General features: G+C 58.6%; 22 protein-coding genes and 4 pseudogenes. 5 read left to right on the top strand and 21 right to left on the bottom strand.

Annotated elements, in window-relative coordinates:
• Nucleotides 1–259 precede the first annotated feature (259 nt).
• The 4 genes from nifW to nifH form a co-directional block, all read right to left on the bottom strand.
• Nucleotides 260–601: a nitrogenase stabilizing/protective protein NifW gene (gene nifW / locus GPL20_RS11435; protein ID WP_100233555.1), complete on the bottom strand. Its 342-nt coding sequence runs from the start codon at nt 599–601 to the stop codon at nt 260–262.
• A 327-nt stretch (nt 602–928) separates the two neighbouring features.
• Nucleotides 929–2,119 carry a homocitrate synthase gene (gene nifV / locus GPL20_RS11430; RefSeq protein WP_373568185.1) on the bottom strand — a complete coding sequence of 397 codons (1,191 nt, stop codon included), beginning with the start codon at nt 2,117–2,119 and terminating at the stop codon, nt 929–931.
• Nucleotides 2,120–2,305: 186 nt separating this feature from the next.
• Nucleotides 2,306–3,127 carry a nitrogen fixation protein NifQ gene (locus GPL20_RS11425; RefSeq protein WP_157329617.1) on the bottom strand — a complete coding sequence of 274 codons (822 nt, stop codon included), beginning with the start codon at nt 3,125–3,127 and terminating at the stop codon, nt 2,306–2,308.
• A gap of 148 nt (nt 3,128–3,275) precedes the next feature.
• The gene (gene nifH, locus GPL20_RS11420; protein ID WP_100233658.1) at nt 3,276–4,160 is read right to left on the bottom strand and encodes a nitrogenase iron protein; all 885 of its coding nucleotides are present in this window, start codon (nt 4,158–4,160) and stop codon (nt 3,276–3,278) included.
• Nucleotides 4,161–4,714: 554 nt separating this feature from the next.
• On the opposite strand from nifH, the gene GPL20_RS11415 reads away from it, so the two are divergent.
• From GPL20_RS11415 to GPL20_RS11395, 5 genes and pseudogenes are all read left to right on the top strand, one after another.
• Nucleotides 4,715–5,128, top strand: a complete 414-nt coding sequence (locus GPL20_RS11415) for an ArsC/Spx/MgsR family protein (RefSeq protein ID WP_254124913.1) — start codon at nt 4,715–4,717, stop codon at nt 5,126–5,128.
• A 446-nt stretch (nt 5,129–5,574) separates the two neighbouring features.
• Complete coding sequence (locus tag GPL20_RS11410; RefSeq protein WP_167532984.1) at nt 5,575–6,318, top strand: OmpW/AlkL family protein; 744 nt, start codon at nt 5,575–5,577, stop codon at nt 6,316–6,318.
• A 373-nt stretch (nt 6,319–6,691) separates the two neighbouring features.
• A pseudogene (locus GPL20_RS40290) lies at nt 6,692–6,799 on the top strand (transposase); the annotation flags it as partial.
• A gap of 168 nt (nt 6,800–6,967) precedes the next feature.
• Nucleotides 6,968–7,579, top strand: coding sequence for a transposase (locus GPL20_RS11400; protein WP_246250411.1), 612 nt, complete (start codon nt 6,968–6,970; stop codon nt 7,577–7,579).
• Nucleotides 7,580–7,607: 28 nt separating this feature from the next.
• The gene (locus GPL20_RS11395; protein ID WP_157329614.1) at nt 7,608–7,985 is read left to right on the top strand and encodes a transposase; all 378 of its coding nucleotides are present in this window, start codon (nt 7,608–7,610) and stop codon (nt 7,983–7,985) included.
• Here GPL20_RS11395 and GPL20_RS40285 read toward each other — a convergent pair.
• The 17 genes and pseudogenes from GPL20_RS40285 to GPL20_RS11315 all read right to left on the bottom strand — a co-directional run bounded on the left by GPL20_RS40285 (nt 7,955) and on the right by GPL20_RS11315 (nt 20,034).
• Nucleotides 7,955–8,230, bottom strand: a complete 276-nt coding sequence (locus tag GPL20_RS40285; protein WP_373568187.1) for a hypothetical protein — start codon at nt 8,228–8,230, stop codon at nt 7,955–7,957. The genes GPL20_RS11395 and GPL20_RS40285 overlap by 31 nt on opposite strands.
• Nucleotides 8,115–8,708: an IS3 family transposase gene (locus GPL20_RS11390; RefSeq protein ID WP_157329613.1), complete on the bottom strand. Its 594-nt coding sequence runs from the start codon at nt 8,706–8,708 to the stop codon at nt 8,115–8,117. The genes GPL20_RS40285 and GPL20_RS11390 overlap by 116 nt, the downstream gene beginning before the upstream one ends.
• Nucleotides 8,705–8,995 (bottom strand): transposase, encoded by a 291-nt coding sequence (locus GPL20_RS11385; protein WP_157329612.1) that lies wholly within the window; start codon nt 8,993–8,995, stop codon nt 8,705–8,707. Before GPL20_RS11385 ends, GPL20_RS11390 begins: the two co-directional genes overlap by 4 nt.
• Before the next feature lie 471 nt (nt 8,996–9,466).
• Nucleotides 9,467–9,814 carry a (2Fe-2S) ferredoxin domain-containing protein gene (locus tag GPL20_RS11380; protein WP_100233561.1) on the bottom strand — a complete coding sequence of 116 codons (348 nt, stop codon included), beginning with the start codon at nt 9,812–9,814 and terminating at the stop codon, nt 9,467–9,469.
• Between the two features lie 1,348 nt (nt 9,815–11,162).
• Nucleotides 11,163–11,636 carry a Rieske (2Fe-2S) protein gene (locus GPL20_RS11375; RefSeq protein ID WP_157329611.1) on the bottom strand — a complete coding sequence of 158 codons (474 nt, stop codon included), beginning with the start codon at nt 11,634–11,636 and terminating at the stop codon, nt 11,163–11,165.
• 565 nt (nt 11,637–12,201) lie between these two features.
• Nucleotides 12,202–13,356, bottom strand: a pseudogene (locus tag GPL20_RS11370) (DegT/DnrJ/EryC1/StrS family aminotransferase).
• Between the two features lie 41 nt (nt 13,357–13,397).
• Nucleotides 13,398–13,667, bottom strand: a complete 270-nt coding sequence (locus GPL20_RS11365) for a DUF6129 family protein (protein ID WP_100233564.1) — start codon at nt 13,665–13,667, stop codon at nt 13,398–13,400.
• Between the two features lie 34 nt (nt 13,668–13,701).
• Nucleotides 13,702–14,061: a DUF3024 domain-containing protein gene (locus tag GPL20_RS11360; RefSeq protein WP_157329610.1), complete on the bottom strand. Its 360-nt coding sequence runs from the start codon at nt 14,059–14,061 to the stop codon at nt 13,702–13,704.
• Nucleotides 14,062–14,076: 15 nt separating this feature from the next.
• Nucleotides 14,077–14,315, bottom strand: a pseudogene (locus GPL20_RS11355) (nitrogen fixation protein NifZ).
• Nucleotides 14,312–14,626 carry a nitrogen fixation protein NifZ gene (locus GPL20_RS11350; protein ID WP_100233566.1) on the bottom strand — a complete coding sequence of 105 codons (315 nt, stop codon included), beginning with the start codon at nt 14,624–14,626 and terminating at the stop codon, nt 14,312–14,314. Before GPL20_RS11350 ends, GPL20_RS11355 begins: the two are co-directional and overlap by 4 nt.
• A gap of 357 nt (nt 14,627–14,983) precedes the next feature.
• Complete coding sequence (locus tag GPL20_RS11345; protein WP_254124911.1) at nt 14,984–15,208, bottom strand: 4Fe-4S binding protein; 225 nt, start codon at nt 15,206–15,208, stop codon at nt 14,984–14,986.
• A 12-nt stretch (nt 15,209–15,220) separates the two neighbouring features.
• Complete coding sequence (nifB, locus tag GPL20_RS11340; protein WP_157329720.1) at nt 15,221–16,720, bottom strand: nitrogenase cofactor biosynthesis protein NifB; 1,500 nt, start codon at nt 16,718–16,720, stop codon at nt 15,221–15,223.
• Between the two features lie 401 nt (nt 16,721–17,121).
• A pseudogene (locus tag GPL20_RS40280) lies at nt 17,122–17,987 on the bottom strand (SIR2 family protein).
• Complete coding sequence (nifT, locus tag GPL20_RS11330) at nt 17,984–18,208, bottom strand: putative nitrogen fixation protein NifT (protein ID WP_254124909.1); 225 nt, start codon at nt 18,206–18,208, stop codon at nt 17,984–17,986. Before nifT ends, GPL20_RS40280 begins: the two are co-directional and overlap by 4 nt.
• A 4-nt stretch (nt 18,209–18,212) precedes the next feature.
• Entirely contained in the window at nt 18,213–19,385 is a 1,173-nt protein-coding gene (gene nifS, locus GPL20_RS11325) for a cysteine desulfurase NifS (protein ID WP_157329609.1), read from the bottom strand.
• Nucleotides 19,382–19,735, bottom strand: coding sequence for a NifU family protein (locus GPL20_RS11320; protein WP_246250339.1), 354 nt, complete (start codon nt 19,733–19,735; stop codon nt 19,382–19,384). Before GPL20_RS11320 ends, nifS begins: the two co-directional genes overlap by 4 nt.
• Nucleotides 19,714–20,034 (bottom strand): HesB/IscA family protein, encoded by a 321-nt coding sequence (locus tag GPL20_RS11315; RefSeq protein ID WP_254124907.1) that lies wholly within the window; start codon nt 20,032–20,034, stop codon nt 19,714–19,716. Before GPL20_RS11315 ends, GPL20_RS11320 begins: the two co-directional genes overlap by 22 nt.
• Nucleotides 20,035–20,135: the final 101 nt, after the last annotated feature.

Here is a 20,135-nt window from a genome sequence, read left to right as displayed (position 1 = left end):
CATCGATGACGGATAGGCAGGACAACAGCAAGTGTCGTACCAGTTGCAAAAAACAGTGAAAGTCAGTCGAAAGTAATGGTTTGGCAGACACCTGAAATATCCGCTGGTAACGTGGACACGACCAGTCCAGACATGGGTCGGGAATACGACAGCCGCCGCTCGGGTGATAGCTGCAGAGAGTTGACCCGGATAAAGACGAAGGCCGCACATCGGGTTGCCACGGTGCCCCGTCGGGCACACCTAGCAGTGGAACGCTAGATCACTTCAGCTCGCTCAATGGGACAAAGGCCGCCGCCTTCTTAGGGTCTGCGGCCGCCTCCTTCAAAACCTTGAACACTCGCTGGTCGATCGGTGACGATGCCACGAAATCGGCATAGGCCCGCTCCAGCATCGCCTTGCACCGAGCTCTGATTTCCGGCTCTGCGGCACCTGCAAATTGCTCTTTTGCAAAGTATTGTCCCATGCGCTTTAAGATGTGAAGGCGCGCGACATTCACGATCTTAGGATCGTAATCGACGCCAAGTAGCGAAAAAAAATCCTCCGCCGATGAGGCCTTGCTGAGCCGATCGAGGATACCGATTGCCGGGGATGAGTTGATCATGGAAAATTCTCCTTCGGATTTGAAATGGGGTGGCGCCTGTTGACTGCTGGCGGGATCAATGGCCAAACCACGATCGAGGCTGACGCTAGTCAGGACGGTCGCCGGACCGGAACTCAGCGCGAGAACACGCCGATTGGCAGTGCGGGGCGGCTCGCCATTGGGTAGGAGATCGCAGCGTGTATGGCGGAACGGGAAGTAAGATATGGAGGTGAGATCGCGCCAGGGGAGCTGACGTGCGAAAGCAGGACGCCGTTCGGGCCCATCAGCGATATCGGACGCCATCCTTGCGGCGCGTCTGTTTACGCAAACGCTGCTGGACACGGCTTTTCACGCGGGGTGGGTTGCCAGGCATCCGCACACGTCGCGCCAGATCGCCGCCACGGTTTCGCGTTCGACCGGCCGCTTGTACTCAATGGCATATTTGCGGACTTGCGACAGAATCTGTGTGGCTTCATCGGCGCTGGCGACGAGCTGCAGTTCATCGAGTAACGCGGTGATCGCCCCAAGTCCGGAATGCTTGCCGATCACAACGCGGTTGCTGCGACCAAACAAAACAGGATCAAGCGATTGATAGGTGCGTTGATCCTTCAAAAGGCCATCGACATGAATGCCGGATTCGTGCGTAAATACATGCTCTCCGACGATGGCCTTGTTCACAGGAATTGCACGTGCGGCCGCGCCTGCTACCACCGCGGCGACGTTCCCGAGCTCCGGAAGTATGATGCCAGTCTCGCGCCCGTAGAGCTGCTTGAGTGCGACCGCGATTTCCTCGAGCGGGGCATTTCCGGCCCGCTCGCCCAACCCGATGACGGTCACTGAGGCGTGGCTCACGCCGGCCTTGATAGCGGAGAGCGTGTTGGCGGTTGCGAGTCCGAGATCATCGTGACCGTGAAATTCAAGTTCGAGATCGGTGGTCGCACGCAAATTCCTGACCAGCACGTAGGTTGCGTCGGGATCGAGCACACTGAGCGTATCTGCAATACGAAAGCGACGCGCGCCCGCGGCTTTTGCAGTTGCCATCAGTCTGATGAGAAAATCGATGTCGGCGCGGGAGGAGTCCTCACCACCGACGGCGACCTCAAGTCCGCGCGCACAGGCATAGCCTACCAAACGTTTCATCCGTTCCAGCGCCAGGTCGCGATGACCACCTAGCTTGGCCGCGATCTGGACATCGGAGGTCGGGATCGACATATTGATCATGGACACCTTTGCTTCGATCGCCGCGTCGACATCCGATTCTCGCATCCGGCACCAGCCTATGGTGGTCAGCGGAAGATCTGCTTCGACAATGGCGCGAATAGCGGCGATCTCCTCGTTGCCCATCGCCGGCGTTCCGGCCTCGATCTCCGTGACTCCGGCCCGCGCCAGCGCCTGCGCGATCGCTAGCTTTTCCTCTGTGGTGAACGCAACGCCAGGTGCCTGCTCACCGTCGCGTAATGTCGTGTCGTTGAGCACGGTGGGCTTGGCGCGCACCTGGTCGGACCAAGACGATTTTGCGGCGGTGCTAGCGGCAATCACGCGAGAGCTCCTCATTGTTTGACCTACCTAAGCTTCAGCAAATGGATTGTCGTAAATGCGACAGGCCTATGAAGCGGACGCCTTGCCTACTGCCCCGCCGAGTTCGAACTTTAATGCAGTTGCGGCCTGCCAGGATGTGAGAAATGTTGCGGAGCACTTGAGCCCGCCGCCGCCTTGGACACATGGTCACTCGCTCGAAACGGCGTCAGCCGCGCCCTCAACTTCCGCGCGGCTTACCGAATCCTGCGAGGCTTTCCCCAATGATGGTGCGATCGCGGACCCTTGTGGCGGTTCAGAAGGCCAGCCGCCGGCAACGACCGGCCGAGCCGCCTGCAACAGACAATCGCGCCGGCGCTCAGCCATCCGGCTCTCACCGCTTTCTTCGCCGAAGCAGATGTTGAAGTCGTCACATTGGTTGCACACGGGTGTCGTGCACATCGAGAGGCCTTCATTTTCACAAAGCATGCGGTAGAAGAAGCGCTTCCAGCGCATATTGTTGACATTGCGCGCGGCGAGCGGCGCGAAATGGCGGCTCAGCAGCCGGGAGAGTTCGCCGCGATTGCGCAAGCCGAGAGCTTCCCAAAGATGGCCTGGCTCAATGGCGCGCCGCGCTATCATCGCAGCCAGCCAGTGGCCGATATCCCGTTCCGTCGAGCGTTGCTTGAGCAAGAGATCGCGCAGCATTGCGATCTCTTCGTCCCCTTCGCACTTAAAAACCGAGAGCTGCTCCGCCAGCTTGATCTCAAGCGAGGGAAAGCACTGCTCCAGCAAGGTCGCCAGTTCAAGGCCGGACAGGCCGGCCTTCTCGGGAAGGGAGCCACCATCCATTGTGGCAGCCGCCAAGATAGACGCCAGGACATGGCGATCGAAATTGCTGTCAATGGCAATATCGGCATCTGCAGGAGGCACACCGGTGAGCAGACGGTAGGTTGCAATTCCCATGTGTATCTGGCTGTTGGCATCAACTGCACAAGCAGCCATGAACGGAAGGTATTGCGCTTCGAACATATTTTGAAGGTTCCACAGCAGTCAGGTTTTCCCTGCCGCATCCTGGTTTTGGTCAAGATCGATCGTCAGAATGCCGGCCTCCCGGGAGGCGTCGGTGAGGGAGACCGGCATTCGTCGCGCACCTTCGCAAGGCCGCGACTCGCGGCCTTTACGAGGCCGCGAGTTCGGCGGCGGTCTTGCCGATGATGGATTCGTCCACGGGCTTCATAATGCCATGCTCCATCAGCATGTCCTCGAGCTCGTCCATGGAGATTGGAGTCGGGATGATGCCTTTGCCGCCATTTTTGTGAACCTTGGTCGCAAGATTGCGATAGTGATCGGCCTGCTTGGACTCGGGTGCATATTCGAGCACCGTCATGCGGCGCAACTCGGCATGCTGCACCACGTTGTCGCGCGGCACGAAGTAGATCAGCTGAGTACCTAGCTTCTTGGCCAACGCTTCCGCCAGTTCCAACTCCTTGTCCGTCTGCCGCTCATTGCAGATCAGACCGCCCAGCCGCACGCCGCCAGAGTTTGCGTATTTCAGGATTCCCTTGGAAATGTTGTTCGCGGCATACATCGCCATCATTTCACCGGACATCACGATATAGATTTCCTGCGCCTTGTTCTCGCGGATCGGCATCGCAAAACCACCGCAAACGACGTCGCCGAGCACGTCGTATGAGACATAGTCAATGTTTTCGTAGGCGCCGTTCTCCTCCAGGAAATTGATCGAGGTAATGACGCCGCGGCCGGCGCAGCCGACACCCGGCTCAGGACCACCGGACTCCACGCAGCGAATGTCCCTGTAGCCGACCTTCATTACGTCCTCGAGCTCGAGGTCCTCCACGCTGCCGGCGTTCGCTGCAAGGCTCAAAATCGTGTCTTGCGCCTTAGCGTGCAGAATCAGGCGGGTCGAGTCCGCTTTCGGGTCGCACCCAACAATCAGGATTTTTTGACCCATCTCGGCCAGCGCCGCCAGCGTGTTCTGCGAAGTGGTCGACTTGCCGATGCCGCCCTTCCCGTAGAACGCGATTTGTCTCAGTGAAGACATGTTGTTCTCCATCAACCGATTTGCCAAAAGTTGCGCTTCTTGCGCGCGAGCTTGTTTCTTTCTCAGAAACGGGGGCACACGGGTTCAAGGGAAGGAGCGCATCGCTCGTCTTACGCGTCGGCGTGCACTCAGCCCTCAGTCAGTGTTGCTGCCGCCTATTAGCAACCGCCGTGCCAACGCTTGACCGCGCTCCTTAAGCTTCTGATTACGTTTCTGAAAACCAACTAGCCGGTGAGTAAGGCCCTGGCTGTTTTAGATCTAACAGGATTTGCGCGGCTGTCAGAAAACTAACAACGACCACAACGATCAACGCGGAAAGCCGATTTGCGCGACCTGTTCCGATGCCCTCACGTGTGGAACGGAACTTGCTCCGATTCGACGACAGTGAATATGCCGGTTGGCCCGCAATCTGGCGCACCAGCGGCGAGGTTGCATACATGGTACGGCGCTTGGTGCGCGGACTTTGGAGGTGATCCGGCAAGAAATTGAAGAGGCTCCCGAAGCAGCCGCGCCGTGCTCAATCGTTCAGCTCAGCGCGCCTACAGAGGTATATCGTGGCGACAATCATCCTCTATCAGAAACCCGGCTGCGCCGCTAACGCGCGTCAGATTCAAGCGCTGAAATCCGCCGGCCACGACGTGATCGCTCAAGACATCTTGAAGGAGCCATGGGATGCGGAGGAATTACGTAGCTTCTTCGGCAATATGCCCGTCGGCTCCTGGTTCAACCGAGCTGCGGCACGTATCAAGTCAGGCGAAATCAATCCCGATACTATCGGCGCGGCAAGCGCACTCGCATTGATGGTGGGCGATCCGCTCCTGATACGACGACCGCTGATCGACGTAGACGGGGCACGATGTGCCGGGCTCGATCATGAGCCCGTGCTGTCGCTGCTTGGCCGCAAGACGCAAGATGATCTCGAGGGGTGTTTGCACGAAGCAAACCCCAGGCGTTGTGCGCAGGCCTGAGGAAACGAAGGAGCGGCCCCCAGTCGATCAATAAAGTAAGGATGACGTTTCCCACTCCGGCTTCCTTCACGGGCAATAAGCGACGGGACCTTCGCTAAGACGGCCCGCGCGAGTGGCTGCCCGTAAGTGGCATCGTCTATATTGCGCTCGATCGCCGCGCTTCTCACTCTTGTGAGAGGCGGTGACAGGTGCAGCCTTTGTCGCGCATAATGTCCGCGGCCTGGATTGGATCAGAGCAACAATCCGAGATGCGGCTTCTTGAACAGACCCGCCTCTCTTGAATTGAATAAGGATCAGAACAGATCTCGACCCTGCGCGGCAGTGATCATTATGCAACTTAGCGGCATAATTGCGCTCTGCTCGCTTCCATTTTGATCAGCATCAAATCCTCCGCCCTTCCCGGTGTGTGACAGAGATATCGTGCGGCTCTTCGCACGGATTCTGGAATGGAGAATTCGATGAGAACAAGGACAGTTCTGACGAGGGCGTCACTCCTCGCGCTAGCAACCTCGTTGGTCAGCATCCCGGTACAGGCTGCAGATCTGGGCCAGGCGCCGATCTACTATAAAGCGCCCCCGATCGAACCCTTCAATCCATGGATGATCCGCCTGCGCGTACTTGGCGTTTTGCCGGACACCGAAGGCAGCTCAGTCAGCGTCGCCGGGGTGCCCTCGCTGTCCTCACCAAGTTCTGGGCTTTCGATCAGCGATCAAGTCATACCCGAGCTCGACATCACCTATTTCTTCACGAGAAACGTTGCCGCCGAACTCATTCTCGGCGTAACTAGCCATCACATCAGCGGCAATGGCGCGCTCACTGGCCTCGATATCGGCAAAGCCTGGCTGTTGCCGCCAACACTGACCCTGCAATATCACTTCACCGATTTCGGCGCGCTCAAGCCCTATATCGGCGCGGGCATCAACTACACCGCATTCTTCAACCAATCGGCTGCCAATACGTCGCTCGCTGGCCTTGCCGTTACGGATTTGCGCATCAGCAACCAATTCGGCGCGGCGGTCCAATTTGGCTTCGATTACATGCTTGATCGGCACTGGGGCCTCAACTTTGACGTGAAGAAGCTATGGCTGCGGCCGGAGTACTCCGCGACCGTAAACAATGCGCTTGCCGTCACCGGTCGCGCCAACATCGACCCGTGGCTCGTCAGCGGCGGCGTCACTTACAAGTTCTGACGCTAGAACAGGATCAGAAAGGGGTGAAATGGATCCGCGGAGCGGGACCGCTTGAACAGGTTTGTTAGTTGGAAACTGACCGCTCCTGATCCGTTTCTATCACGCTGCGAGAAACCCTGTCTGCTGCTGTTGCTGTGGGCATGTGGTCAACGCGTCAGAGACTGGGCAAGAATCCTGGGTGCGCGATGGTGTACGGTTCTTCGCATGATGATTCGTGCATTCAAACGCGGTTCATGCCGCGAGCAGACCAGCCTCCTGCCACCGCGTGTCGAGGACTACGTCGACGCGGCCATCCGGTGCGGGCAATCGACGCCTACGTTGCGAACCTTGATCTGGTTGCACTGGTTTTCGACACCAGAACGGAGCGGGACAGCCGCCATATGATCCGGCAGATCTGCTGAAGCTCTATCTCTACGGCTATATCAATCAGATCCGCCCCTCGCGTCGCCTCGAGCGAGAGGCAGGCGCAATTTGGAACTAATCTGGCTATTGCGCGGGCTCGTTCCGGGCTATCGAACCATAGCCAATTTCCATAAGGAGAACGGGTCGGCGTTGAAGGCCGCGAACAGAGACTCCGTCTTTCTGGCGCGCTCGCTCGATCTTCTGGGTGGTGAACTCGTGGCCATCGATAGCGCCTTCTTTCGTGGCGATGCGAGCGGGCATCACCACGCAGAGGAAGCTGGCGGAGCGCCTCAGGGCGCTCGAATGCGACATAGAAGCCTATGCAAACGCACTAGAGGCGAACGATGCGGCTGAAGCCGCGCAGATGCCCTCGTCGATCGATTGCAAAGACATACGAGACCTACCGACACCCGAAAAGCTGGCGGCACTGATGGAGAGACGAACCCGCACTAAGGCGGATCTCGATCGCCTGGAAGGGAACGGCGAGCTACAGTTGTCGCGGACAGACGCTGACGCTCGCCTCCTGACGAAGGGAGGCCACACAGTCGCCGGATATAATGTACAGCTCGCTGTCGACGAAAAACACAAGCTGATCGTCGCGAGCGAGGTGGTCAATGACGGCAATGATAGTGGCCAATTATATGCGATGGCGGCGGCGGCCAAGGCGGCACTTGGGGTCACGACACTGACGGCAATGGCTGATGCAGGATACTACAACGGTGAGACGTTGAGGGCCTGCGAAGCGGATGCGGTCACGGCCTATGTCCCGCCAGCGGAACGGAATCAGCGCCTCGCTGCACAGGGACGTTTTGGTCGTGGTGATTTCCACTATGACGCCGATACCGATGTCTACCACTGACCGGCAGGAGAACGGCTCAAGCCGATGAATGGTCGCAAACGGGATGCTGCCGGCAAATTACAGATCCGTTATGCGGCCCGCGTTGCTGCTTGTGGCTCCTGCTCTTTGCGCGGCCTGCCTGACGGAAAAGGCGAAGCTGCGGATCGTTTACCGCTGGGAGCATGAGGACGTTGTCGAACGACATCTGGCCCGGATGCGCGATGCCGGTGCAATGATGCGACGCCGTTCCGCCGTGGTCGAGCACCCCTTCGGTACACTTAAGTGCCGCGCTGGATACCGACATTTCTTGCTGCGTGGCTTTGACAAGGTGCGTGGAGAGTGCAGCCTGATGGTGCTGAGCTATAACTTCACCCGGGTTCTAAGCATATTCGGCATTCAGGGGTTCATCGCGAGCCTGGCCAAGTAGTCGCGAGGGCCGGCGTGATTCCATATCAACAGAACGCGGCTGATATAGCTCGTAGAAGCAGAGGCTGCCCGGCAAGCTGCCCCGACTTTGATCCTGTCAGGCTTTGCGAGACGTTCTTGCCCAGTCTCGTCAGCGTTGTCCATCATGTCCACAGCCTTCGAAGCCTGCATCCGTTCGCGCCAGACCGCCATCGGCGCGCGATAGCCGAGTGCCTGATGAAGGCGACGACCGTTGTAGAAGGCGATCCAGTTTGCGATTCCTGCCTTGGCCTCGCGACCGTCGGCATAGCCCTTCAACGAGATAAAGAAAGCCACGGCCGGTGGGCAAATACGTGATGTCGGCCGCCCACACCTGGTTCGGCCGGTCGATCGTCATGTTGCGCAGCAGATAGGGATAGATCTTGTGGCCCGGCGCCGGCTTCGTCGTGTTCGGCTTCGGTCCCAGCGCCGCGATGCCCATCTTGCGCATCAAGCGCTGCACGCGCTTGCGATTGTCCTGAAGCCCCTCAGTCTTCAGCATCGCGGTCATTCGCCGCGACCCCAGGAACGGCCAGGCGGTGAACAGCTCGTCGACCCGCCGCATCAGAGCAAGGTCGTTGTCGTTGGCCGGTCGCGGCGGCCGGTAGACGCCAGAGCGCGCGATGCCAAGCAACATGCATTGCCGGCGGATCGACCGCGCCTTATCGGCGCGATCGAGCATTGCTCGACGGTCCGGCGTGCTCATCTTCCGGACCTCCGCACTAAAAAATCGTGCTCGACTGTCAGTTGTCCTATCTTGGCGTGCAGCTTCTCGATCTCACGTTCGCGAGCGTCCTCGCGCTCCCGCCCGACACCCGCGTCAAAGGCCCGGGCCGCCTTTTCCAGCACTTGCTTCTTCCAGGCATAGATCTGGTTCGGGTGAACCTCGTAGCGCTGGGCCAAATCGGCCACCGTCGCCTGCTCCCGCACCGCCTCCAGCGCGATCTTTGCCTTCAGTGCCGCGTCGATCTTGCGTCTCGTCTTCTTCGTCATTGCTCACTCCGTCTATCAGACGGAGCGGCCTTTTTCCAACTAAGCCTCTGGTCCCAAATCGGGGTCCATTTCAGGGGATCCGTTTGATCAAACCGGACGCGGCGAGCTCATCGAGCGCGTCCCTAACCTCACCGCGGTGCAAACAGAGCGAGATGACGCGTCAAGTACGCGTTATCTCACGAGACGCGGGGAGCCCAGCACTGCTCTCGCTGTGAACTCCGGGTCGCGCGGCAAGCGGTGACGGTACACAAACAGATCGACCCAGCACGCGCGTTGCAAAGGCCGCCATTTGCCGCTTGGGCCGGAGAAGAAAGGCGGCACGCCGCGAAAACGTCAATGACTTGCTGTTCTCAAATCCGGGGCGTGATGGCTACGCTCTATCTCAGACGATCTGACCTCCGAGCGGCCAGCTCATCGCCGCGCTAGCCGTCGATGCTTGCTAGCCTTGGCAAGTGGCCGCTAATCGAGCCGTTAGGTTCGCTTTAACACCATGACAAGGCGGTCGACACGTTTGCCTTGCGCGAGGTGGGAGTTTACGATTTCGTCGACATCCTCAGGCGTGGACGCGCGATACCACACTCCATCGGGATAGACGACCATCAAGGGACCAGAGTTACAAAAGCCAAGGCAGCCCGCCATCGTGAAGCCAATATCGTTGAGGCCTTGCGCTTCGATCGCCTTGGCCATTCGATCCCATAGGGGTTGTGCGCCGGAGGCGCCACAGCTGCCGTGCGGATGAGTTGGCGGACGCTGCGTGTTGCAGGCAAAGACATGATGTCTATAAAGTTGAGGAAGCTCGAATTCGGTTTCTGAGTTCATGCGCCTATCCTGTGATCGATGGGCTTCATCTGAGAAGAGACAAGATGCGAGCACATCGCCCCCAACAATCTCTTACGACTAAACGCCGCATCGACCAATTAATGCTAATGATTCCTACACGCGCTCGCCAAAGCAGGCAAAATGAGCGGGTGCCATAGTGATGGTCGTCGCCGACGATCAGCGATAGATATCTTGGCGTCCAGACCAGCCTCCTTGATCAACTCCAACCTCTTCAGCCATCATCACGATCTTTCTGCTCCCGCTTGCTCACCATCCAACTTCTCCAAAGCAAGTTGCACACCAGATGCGTAACGTTCGCCTCCGCAACGATCCCTTGCTTTGCGCGACTCACGATTGTTGCGAAGGTTACGACAATGTTGTTCGCCTCTGTTTCGGCCACGACAAACCTCGCTTAGCGTTTGACCTCCCGTTCAACCTTCTGCATCGTACGCAGAACAACCGAGACGCTCGGTTATTTGGTCCAGCTCTTGCGCTATCGTATCTTGGAATGAGCAGCGATCTTCATGACCCTCGAGCCGCCTAGCGAGGAGCTCGAAGATCGTGCGGCGGATCGAGCGCCGTGTTCTGCCATGGGTGAGCGGCTGGCCACATTGACCGGCGCGAGCCTACAGCATCTTTTTCGCCCTGAAGCTGGACGCTGCGCTCCGCCGCTGCCCATCCATCGTTTGCTCAACAGATAGCGCCCGTCGCGAGAGCCCAAAGAGGCAGGGATGAACGCCGAGCCACCTTTGAGGCTGCAGACCAAGCCGGTCGCATCCCCATCGGCAGCAACGTTAAAACATAATACAGCGGTCCCAAATTGGGATCACGCTTCACACGATACACGTCAAGACGCGCGCTTTCAGCCGGAAATGCGGAACAACGAGCACGCTCTAACCGGCCCTTACTGACGATGGTGGCGCCATTCGCTAAGAGCGTCGCACAAGCCGAGGTTTGGCATGGCAGTTGCAGCGCCGGCAATAACGCCAGCTGCACCGGCCGGCCTTCTGACACAGGATCGTCATTCCTCATCCCCAAACGATCCTGTCAGTCTGGGTCCCGCCATTCTCCACGCCCAGACGATGCCCTCGGCGAACTTCCAGCCGCCGGGGGCATTTCCCCTCAAACATATCCACGGCGGTAGGAGGCATGTCCCGCTGCCGGCTCGATTTGACGAGCCGGCGCAAGAGCAGCTTGTTGGTGCTGCGCAGGTCGTGGAGTGCAAGGCCGCAATCCGACGAGGTGCCCGTCATCAAAAGCTGTGGCACGCATCTACCAACGCTCACGCGTACAACGGCGAGGGCAAAGCGCCCTAAGGCAGCTTGAGCACAATAAAGCGATAGGCCCGTTAGTCCGGATGGATCGTGACATCCATGGTTTCGTCGCTGTCCCCGAAGGGGTCGCCAAACCGGTCGTCCTCGAGCAGCTTGACGCCGCACAGGCAGACGTCACCTTCGATTACGGCGAGCGCTACCGGCTCAAGCGATTGGCCATCGCAGGGGCCGTCGATGCACATCCCTGTGTCGACCTCGAATCTTGCACCGTGCCGGCCGCATCTAAGAAAGGAGCGGTCTGCCGAGAAAAACGTACCGGAGCCGATATTCAGCCAGACGTTCTCATGCGGACAACGATTCACGTAACCAAAATAGTCATTGCCGAAGGTGCGCACCACAATAATCGGAAGCGGCCGGCTCTCGCCCTTATCGTCAATCCGCGACAGGCTAAAGCTCATGGCCCCACTCCCCTCGATGGCATCGGCCGGACAGACGACAAAAACCTCGATGTGACCGCTCATCAGGTTGCCGATTACAGGTTCGCTCATCCCGGCCTCGCAGTTTCCTGCTTGAAGGCTTCGATCGCAGTCCGGCTCAGCTGAAAAATCCCACGGCCACGAGCGAGCGCCCGATAAGCCGAGCTGGCACGGGCGTTGAGGACGTCAAACCACTGGTTCGGCGTGAGCTTCGCCGGACGCTCGCTGATTTGGATCACCCTTCCGTTCGGAGCGAAGCGGACGTGGATGATGACTTGTTGCGAGTTCATACCATAACCTGCTTTGATAACTCTAAAGATCCTGAACGGACACCGAGAATCTCGACTGTGATGTGCTTAGTTTTGGGCACCTCGGCGCGTAGGCTCTCACGCCAGCCTTGGACGCGCCGCCTTCTCTGCTATCGAGAAGGGCTTCTTCGCGCTCGCTTGGAGCATTTCTCTTGCTGCTCTAAGACAAGTGCATACCTCCAGCGGCATCCGGCACGCTCCCGCCATGCTATCCGACAACGCTGCCACAAAGGACGTATCCTCGGTCCGTTGCTCATCTCTCGCGATGAGAAATACCACGCTCACCGCCATTCAACCCTCGTTCTTCCGTGTCGTGGATGACGATCATCTTAGTAAATCGCGGCACCCGCTCCCACGTTTATCGACGCATCTTTCATGGTCTCCACGATAAACTCGATCTGCTTGTTCGTGAGATGGGTGTGAAACGGAAGGGCAAGAGCGCGATCTGCGATTCTTTCCGCAACCAGGAAATCGCCACGCCGATAGCCGAAGTCAAAGTAGTGTTGTTGCAAGTGTAGCGGTTGGCTATAGGCGGTGGATTCAACCTGCGCGCCGCGCAGATCATCGATAATGGCGTCGCGCCCCGATCGCGTGAAGCGCGTCCCAGATGAACGAGATAAAGCAACCAGTTTACCTCGACCACATCGGGGCCAACATAAGGCGGCTTGATGCCCTCAAATGATTGCATATGCGCGTTATAAAGCTGCTCGACGAACCGACGCCGCTCCAGGATTTCATCGAGACGCTTGAGCTGCGCTAGGCCCAAGGTAGCCGTGAGATCGCTCATGCCGGCCTGATAAGGCGCCGTGCTACCGACAACAACGGAAGAGCGCTCGTCCAGGCGATGGGCGCGATGCCGACGCAAGCCGAGCGCGATGTCGATATCGTCGGTCACAACCATTCCGCCTTCACCACAGGTTAGGGCCAGCGGCTGAGCAAAGTCGAACACCGCGATGTCGCCAAACCGGCCGACGAGCTCACCCTTGTAGCTCGATCCGATCGCCTCGGTGGAATCCTCCAAAAGCATCAGCTGATGGCGCTGGGCGACCGCGCGCAGCTCCGACCACGGCGCTGGATGACCGTTGGGATTGCCGGCGACAATCGCCCGCGTTTTGGCCGTGATGCGCTCTTCGGCGCTCGCTGGGACTAATGCTCCCGACCAATAGTCAATTTCTGCAAATACCGCTCGTGCGCCTGCGAGACTGATGGCATGCGCGGTCTCACGAAAGGAGTAGGGCGAGGCGATAACCTCGTGCCCGGGACCAATGCCGAACGCCCTCAGCGCAAGGAGGAGCCCTATGGTACCACTCGAGACCGCAACAGCATATTTGCGACCAAGATAGGCGGCGAAAGCGTGCTCAAACGCCGCAGTAATCTGCCCGTTGGAGATCTGCGGCGAACACAGCAGCGTTTCCACGGCAGAGAGCTCGGCAAAGGTGATATCGGGGATCGGACAGTGGAATGAATGATGCATTCTCCTCCACAGTGTGCGCGCCATCAAGCCGATACTCTGCCAGTTCAGTGCTCACCGCCCAACATTCCTTTTGGCCAACACTATGCCGGTCGCCCGCGTCGGATCGGCTGTAATCTGCACGCAGTGATCCGATCCATCGATCAGATGAAGGTCGAAACGCGGAAACTGCCGGAACGGCTGGTCCGCCACATCCGACGCATCACAGCGCACCCAAGCAAGCTGCGGAAAGCGGCGCTGCAGCTCGACAAACGAACCCTTCTCGGCGCCATCGGCTGCAAGCAGCCGCTCGATTTCGATCAATTCCTCCGCGGTGAGCGCCATCGTGGCTCCTCTGTGGCTCGTGAAAGGCGGGGCATCATTGCCAAAACAGACGCTCCGGATCCGCATTCAATTCGTCGATTGCAGAAGTCAACCGATGGTAAAGGCTGTAAAATTCCCAGATTCCGCGCGCGTGGTTCTTGCGAAACAGCTTCCAGATCCCGGTCACGGCATCATAATGAATCAGCGCGACATCGATGAGTGCGCCATCCTCGTCGATGTTGCGCGAGCAACAGGGGCTCTCGACGAGGTAACCGCCCCTCACCGGCGTCACGTTCGGCGAGACGTAGAGATAGCGCTTGCGCGAGCTCAAGCCGCGCTCGATCCGTTTACGATCGAGCTCGTTGGGGTGAGGCACCAGCCCGGCCTTTACCTTTCTCATCAGCGCAGCATTCATGGCGAAAGCCTCCATTCAAAGCACTGTGATTTCTTCTTCAAGGCAGCCGATGAGCAGCTGCTCACCAAAATCGACAATGTAGATCGGCACGTTCGCTTCGGTATGGATCGCGACGTTGATGATCTCACCGGCGCTCCGGCGGCAAGCAAGACTCCTTCGGGCTCCCTATCGGGAAATGAGTGGTCATTGATGAGGTCGACTGCGGTCTTGACCCGCTGGCCACGTCGATATTTCGGAAAGCCGGCCGGCGTCATAACTCCTCCGGCAATGGCAGATCATCGATCTCCTCGCAGGCGTCCACCGACTCCAGTTCCTTGCGCTTCATGCCAACGCGGTAGCCGCTTTCCAGATACTCGACGCCGTAGATGTAGAATTGCTGCAGGAACGTGCCGATCGATACGACGTAACCCACCTCTCCCTTCTTGACTAAAACGTCGCCAATCTCCTTGCCGCGATAGGTGCCATCATTGCGGATGGTGCGATTGGCTCGCACTTTTTGGCCAAAGCTGTAGACAGGCGGCTGATTGAGCTCGACGACGTCGCTGTCGCGAACGATGCTGTTCATGTATCGCCTCTCATGCATCGCTCCTTTAGGGGTGCGGGGAGCCGCTTCGGCCCCCGCAGGCGAGATTCTGCATTCACTTCATCCTCGCGCGGCATCGTCAGTCACATCCACGATAGCAGCGCTGCCGAGAAGGCCACTCTCGGCATCGCGAAGCGCCTTTGGACCACCGCGCGGAATGGAATGCCCGCCAAGCCCGTGCTGCCGACCAGATACAGCACGATCGCAGGGCAATCCGGCGCAGTCCTCGTCCGTCATAGAGGACCGAACGTCGGCGCCTGCGCCGCCGCCAGAGCGCAGCACGAAGGTTATGACGCTTTCGTAACCAGCTGCTGGCATGCCACTCATGGGCCTCACGCTTTAGGCTTGCGCCTGGTAGCGAGGCAAGGATGTGTCAACCACGCAGGTATTGTCGACCGGACAGGCGGCGACACATTGCGGCTCGTCGAAATGGCCAACACATTCAGTGCATTTCGCCGCTTCAATGACAAAGCTCCCCCTCTTCTCCGAGATGGCATCGTTCGGACATAAGGGTTCGCAGGCTGAGCAGCTCGTACACTGCGAGGCGATGATCTTGAATGGCACATATTCCCCCTTTTACGCTGCAGAGATCCGAGATCCCTGCCGGATCGCGGCGTCGCCGCGCTGCTCGTGCTGGATCTCCCCGCGTTTCACCTTGTCCAGATAGGATTTGAACCAAGCGATCGCCGACTTCTCAATGAACTCATGGGCGTATTGATCGACCGGCTCGATCCCCGCCTTGATCAGATTGCTTTTCGGGCAGCCGCCGATCTTTGACACGAAGACCGCATGGCAGTCATGGATGCCACCCATGATGGCGTAAAGCCTGTCCTCCTCGCCATAACCGCCTTGGCAGTAAACATCCACGCGGCGGTGGCCGACGAATTTGGCGCCGGATGTAGAAAGTTCGTAGACCTGGAATTCCTTTGCATGCCCAAAGTGCTCGTTGATCAACCCTGAGCCCTTGGTTGCGACGGCCACTAGAAGAGTGATCGCGCTCATCTCTCCGGCAAATTCCGTAAGCTCCTTTTGGGCGGCCGCGACTTTGGCGGCGCGCTCATCCTCTACCCCGTCCTGATAACCCTTGCGCATCTTTAAGTCATATTGGACGTCCATTTTCATGAGCTGATCGGTGGTAAACTCCGCGCTGCGGTCCTCCCCGAGTAAACCTACCGCATCGGCGCGGCACTGGCGGCAATGCCGCATCATTTTTATCTCCCCTTCACAAGCATCTTGCAGCGCCTTCAATTCCCACGCAGTTGGTCCGCGCTGACCGTTGAGGCCAAATACCGTGCCGTGTTCAGGCGCTGAGATCAGTGGCATGATATTATGAAGGAAGGCACCGCGCGACTTCACCGCCTTGTTGACCTCGACCAAGTGGTCGTCGTTGATGTTTGGAATCATCACCGAGTTGACCTTGCACAGGATACCCCGTTCGCTAAGCATCTCGAGGCCTTGCAGCTGGCGATCGGTGAGTATCCTTGCCGCGTCGATGCCGGTGTAGCGCTTGTGGTTGAAGAAGATCCACGGATAGATCTTGGCGCCGATTTCGGGATCGACCATGTTGATGGTGATGGTGACGTGGTCAATTTTGGACCCGGCGATGGTATCAATATGGTCCGGCAGAGCCAGTCCGTTGGTTGACAAACACAGCTTGATATCCGGAGCCGCCTTGGCGACCAGCTCGAAGGTCTTGAACGTCTTTGCTGGATTGGCCAGAGGGTCGCCGGGACCAGCGATGCCAAGGACCGTCAACTGCGGAATAGTGGTCGCGACCGCGAGCACTTTTCTTACCGCCTGCTCGGGCGTGAGCTTCTCGCTCACCACACCCGGACGCGATTCATTGGCGCAGTCGTATTTTCGGTTGCAGTAGTTGCACTGGATGTTGCAGGCAGGCGCGACCGCGACATGCATGCGGGCGTAATGATGATGCGCTTCTTCGCTATAGCAGGGATGGTTCTTGACCTTTTCCCAGATTTCGATCGGTAGATCGCCTTGCCCCGCCTGCGAGCCGCAGCTCGCCTGCCCGGTGTTGGCCGAAGCGCGGCAGCCCTTATACTCCGCGGCGGGCTTCATCTTGCCGCCATCCACTGCCGCTTTGACATATTTTCCGCGTCCGACGACCGCATTCATTTTCATTTTCCCTGCAGGCATCATCGGCCTCCCAGGACCGTCCGTGAGCGAGCCTCAAGAAACTGGGGAGCAACTTGCATGCCATGGCGGCGACGATGGAATTGCAGCCATACGCCAACGAGTTAGCGGAAACCATGGGCGCTGGCGCATGTAAGAACATGCAATGATGCACTTGTTGTCAGTGCGACAGATACGTCGTCATTCTAACACAGCGCGCCGTGGCCTGCGCATTCATTCTCGCGCTGAGCTCACCCTAACCCGGCTCCATCTGAACGGATCTTTTCGCGTTGCGGCTCTCGCAAATAAGTCGATACGAGCTGGGGGATTCGGGCTTCACAAGGACGCTAATGGGTGATCAGTATCTCAACCGCGCAAGGGAGCCCAATCGCAAGCGGTGTAAGGCCCTGCTCGAGTAGAAAGTGGAGCTCGTTGCGAGAGAGCGCGTCCGCATCAACGATCGCATAGTGGGTGTCGGCCGACTTCGCTTGATGGTCTTCCGGGCATAGCCACGCAAGAGCTGGTCGTTGAAGCGACAGCAGATGAAGAGAAAGGTCTGTCCGGTTCGCCTTTCCTTGATGATGTCCGCAATTTGGTGCCTGAATGCAGATTCCGGTCGACGCCTCGACATAGCCAGCGTCGGAGATAAGGTAGTTGTTGGCCGGCTGCACGCTGCCGTGCGGCTGGTACAACACCGTCACCCAGCTGCCGGTGACGGCACTGTCGACCTCTTGGCCAAGTGACTCGTAAAAACGATACCAACGATCCTCGCCAATGCCGATGCGGGTGATACCTGCACTTCGCCCCATCGCGATTACCCACTGCCTCGCGCATGGCGGCATCATACCACGCGTCGACTATGACGGGCAGGGATAGGGACGCAAGATGATGGCGCAACCGCGTCGGCTCGACTGGCTCAGCGAAGGCCTGCGTCACCAATGCCGTCACGGCGGACGAGTGTTTGCTGATCTCGATATGCTGCGCCGAGGCCCACCCACGCATTGCCCTAGCTCGCCGCGGCAGCGCAACCTTGCTCGCGAAGAAGCTGGCCAACGCCTCTGGCGTGGTCGGCATATCGGATCTGCACAATTTCGGCGATGCCAGGACCGAGATAGGGAATGACGCTCGCGGCCCTCAGGCCGGCAGCGATGTCCACGAGCGTCGCCTTTGCATCGGCAGCATCGACAAAGTCGATCTGTGGGGGCGCCTTCACGGATCGTCCCCGTTCTCGCCCCGTTTTTTAGCGTTGATTGTGATCGGTAACCGTGTGCCGCTCGGCATCTCAGGTAAATCGAGCACCCAGCCATTAGCTACTTTGATCCAGCCGCCCCATAGCGTCTCGTACTCGGATTCAACGATTGGCTCTTCGAGATCCTTTTTTGGCACGTAGATCGACAGGCCCGCGTCCGGAGACCGGCGGATCATGATTTTCACGAGTCTACTCCTTGACTGCGACGGCGGAGGTGGCGCGCAGGCGAGCCACGATGTCGGACACTGCGCACACGACCTCATCGACCTCCGCGACGGAGGTTTCACGCGACAGAGAAAAGCGCACCGCGCCACGCATCCGCCACGCCGGCACCTGCATGGCACGCAGAACATGCGATGGCTGCATTGAGCCGGCGTTGCAGGCTGATCCGAGCGACACGGCAATGCCCGCCTTATTGAGATGGTGGGCGATGGCTTCGCCTTCGAGACGATCGAAAGCAATATTGGCCGTGTTCCCTAATCGATTGCTGAGATCGCCGAGCGCGACGCACTCGCCAATTTGCAAAATTCCATGCTCAAGGCGGTCGCGCAACGTGCCAATGCGCACGCGCTCCGATTCGAGCCGCTCCGCCGCAAGCTCGGCGGCCTTTCCCAGACCGACAATGCCGGGAATATTCTCAGTCCCGCCGCGACGCCCTCGTTCCTGTGATCCGCCGCAGATCAGCGGCCGGAATTTTGTCCCTGTGCGCAAATATAGCGCGCCGATCCCCTTGGGGCCGTGCAGTTTGTGCCCGGATAGCGAGAGCATGTCGATGGCACTGTCCTTTAGGTTCACGCGCACCTTACCGATGGCCTGGACCGCATCAGTGTGAAACAGCGCGCCCGCCTCACGGGTCAACCCGGCGAGAAACCGCACGGGAAACATCGTTCCGGTCTCGTTGTTGGCCCACATAACCGAGGCAATCGCTGTGCGTGGCCCGAGTGCGCCGCGAAACGCCTCGATATCGAGCCGGCCGCGCGCATCTACGGGTACGATGTGTGTCTTGACTCCTCTTGTCGTCAATTGCTCGGTTAGCGCAAGAACAGCGGAGTGCTCAACTGAGGTGGTGACGATCTCGTCCCGGTCGTCCTGTGTCGCAAGCGCTGAGAGGACCGCGGCATTATTGGCCTCGGTCCCTCCCGAGGTAAAAACGATTTCATGATCGTATGCGTTCCCTAGCAGGCCCCGCAAGCTCCGCCGGGCCTGCCTCACAGCGACTGCGACCTCGCTGCCAAAGGCATGCGTGGACGAGGCATTGCCGAATTGCTCGGTGAAGAACGGCAACATGGCTTGCAAGACAGATGGGTCGGTCCGCGTCGTTGCATTGTTATCGAGGTAAATCGGCACTCTATTTTCGTTCAATCTACTACCTCGCCTGCAGCAGCGACGGGGATCAGGCCAACTAATTCGCCGAGTTTACTCACCAGCCGCGCCTGAACGCTTTTCAGCGTCAGGCTCGAAAGCTTACACAACGTGCAGGCACCGGTCAGCCTGACCATGGCTCTGCTGCCATCGATCCCGATCAGGTGACAGTCGCCACCGACGCGTTGCAGATTGGGGCGGATCTCTTCGGCTGCGCTGCGAAGGCGACGCTCTCGATTTGTCGCAGTGGACGACGATTGCCTCAGTTTTCCCGGTTCGGCCGGTATGCTTCGATGTTTTCTCCTCAGCAGCTGGACGATTTGTTTCATCAGCTGAACGATTTTCCGCATGAGCAGTTCGCGGTGGCATTCGGGTTGTGAAAAGTAAAGCCAGAACTCTCCATTGCGATCACGAAATCAATGGTCGTGCCGATCAAATGCTCACAGCTCTTGTTATCGACGAACACCTTCAGCCCGTCGCACTCGATCACGGTGTCGCCAGGTTTCGGTTCTTCGACCAGACCCATCTTATATTTGAATCCATTGCAGCCGCCTGCTTCGATCATGACGCGCAGACCGCCGGTCGGGTGCGTCGACGATGAAATCGCGCTCTTGATTGCATTCACTGCGCTATCCGTCAGGTTAATCACGGCTTTCCCTCATCAGCTTGGATCTAGCTGCTGAGGGCAAGTCACGTGCCAGCGCGCAGACGCTTGATGACGCTCCCTTTTTCGGATCGCGCCTGTTGGCT

Origin of the sequence: Bradyrhizobium cajani (genome assembly GCF_009759665.1) — a bacterium.
GTDB classification, from domain to species: Bacteria; Pseudomonadota; Alphaproteobacteria; order Rhizobiales; family Xanthobacteraceae; genus Bradyrhizobium; species Bradyrhizobium cajani.
The sequence above is the reverse complement of the archived record's forward strand: the minus strand, read 5'-3'. Positions and strand labels throughout refer to the sequence as shown.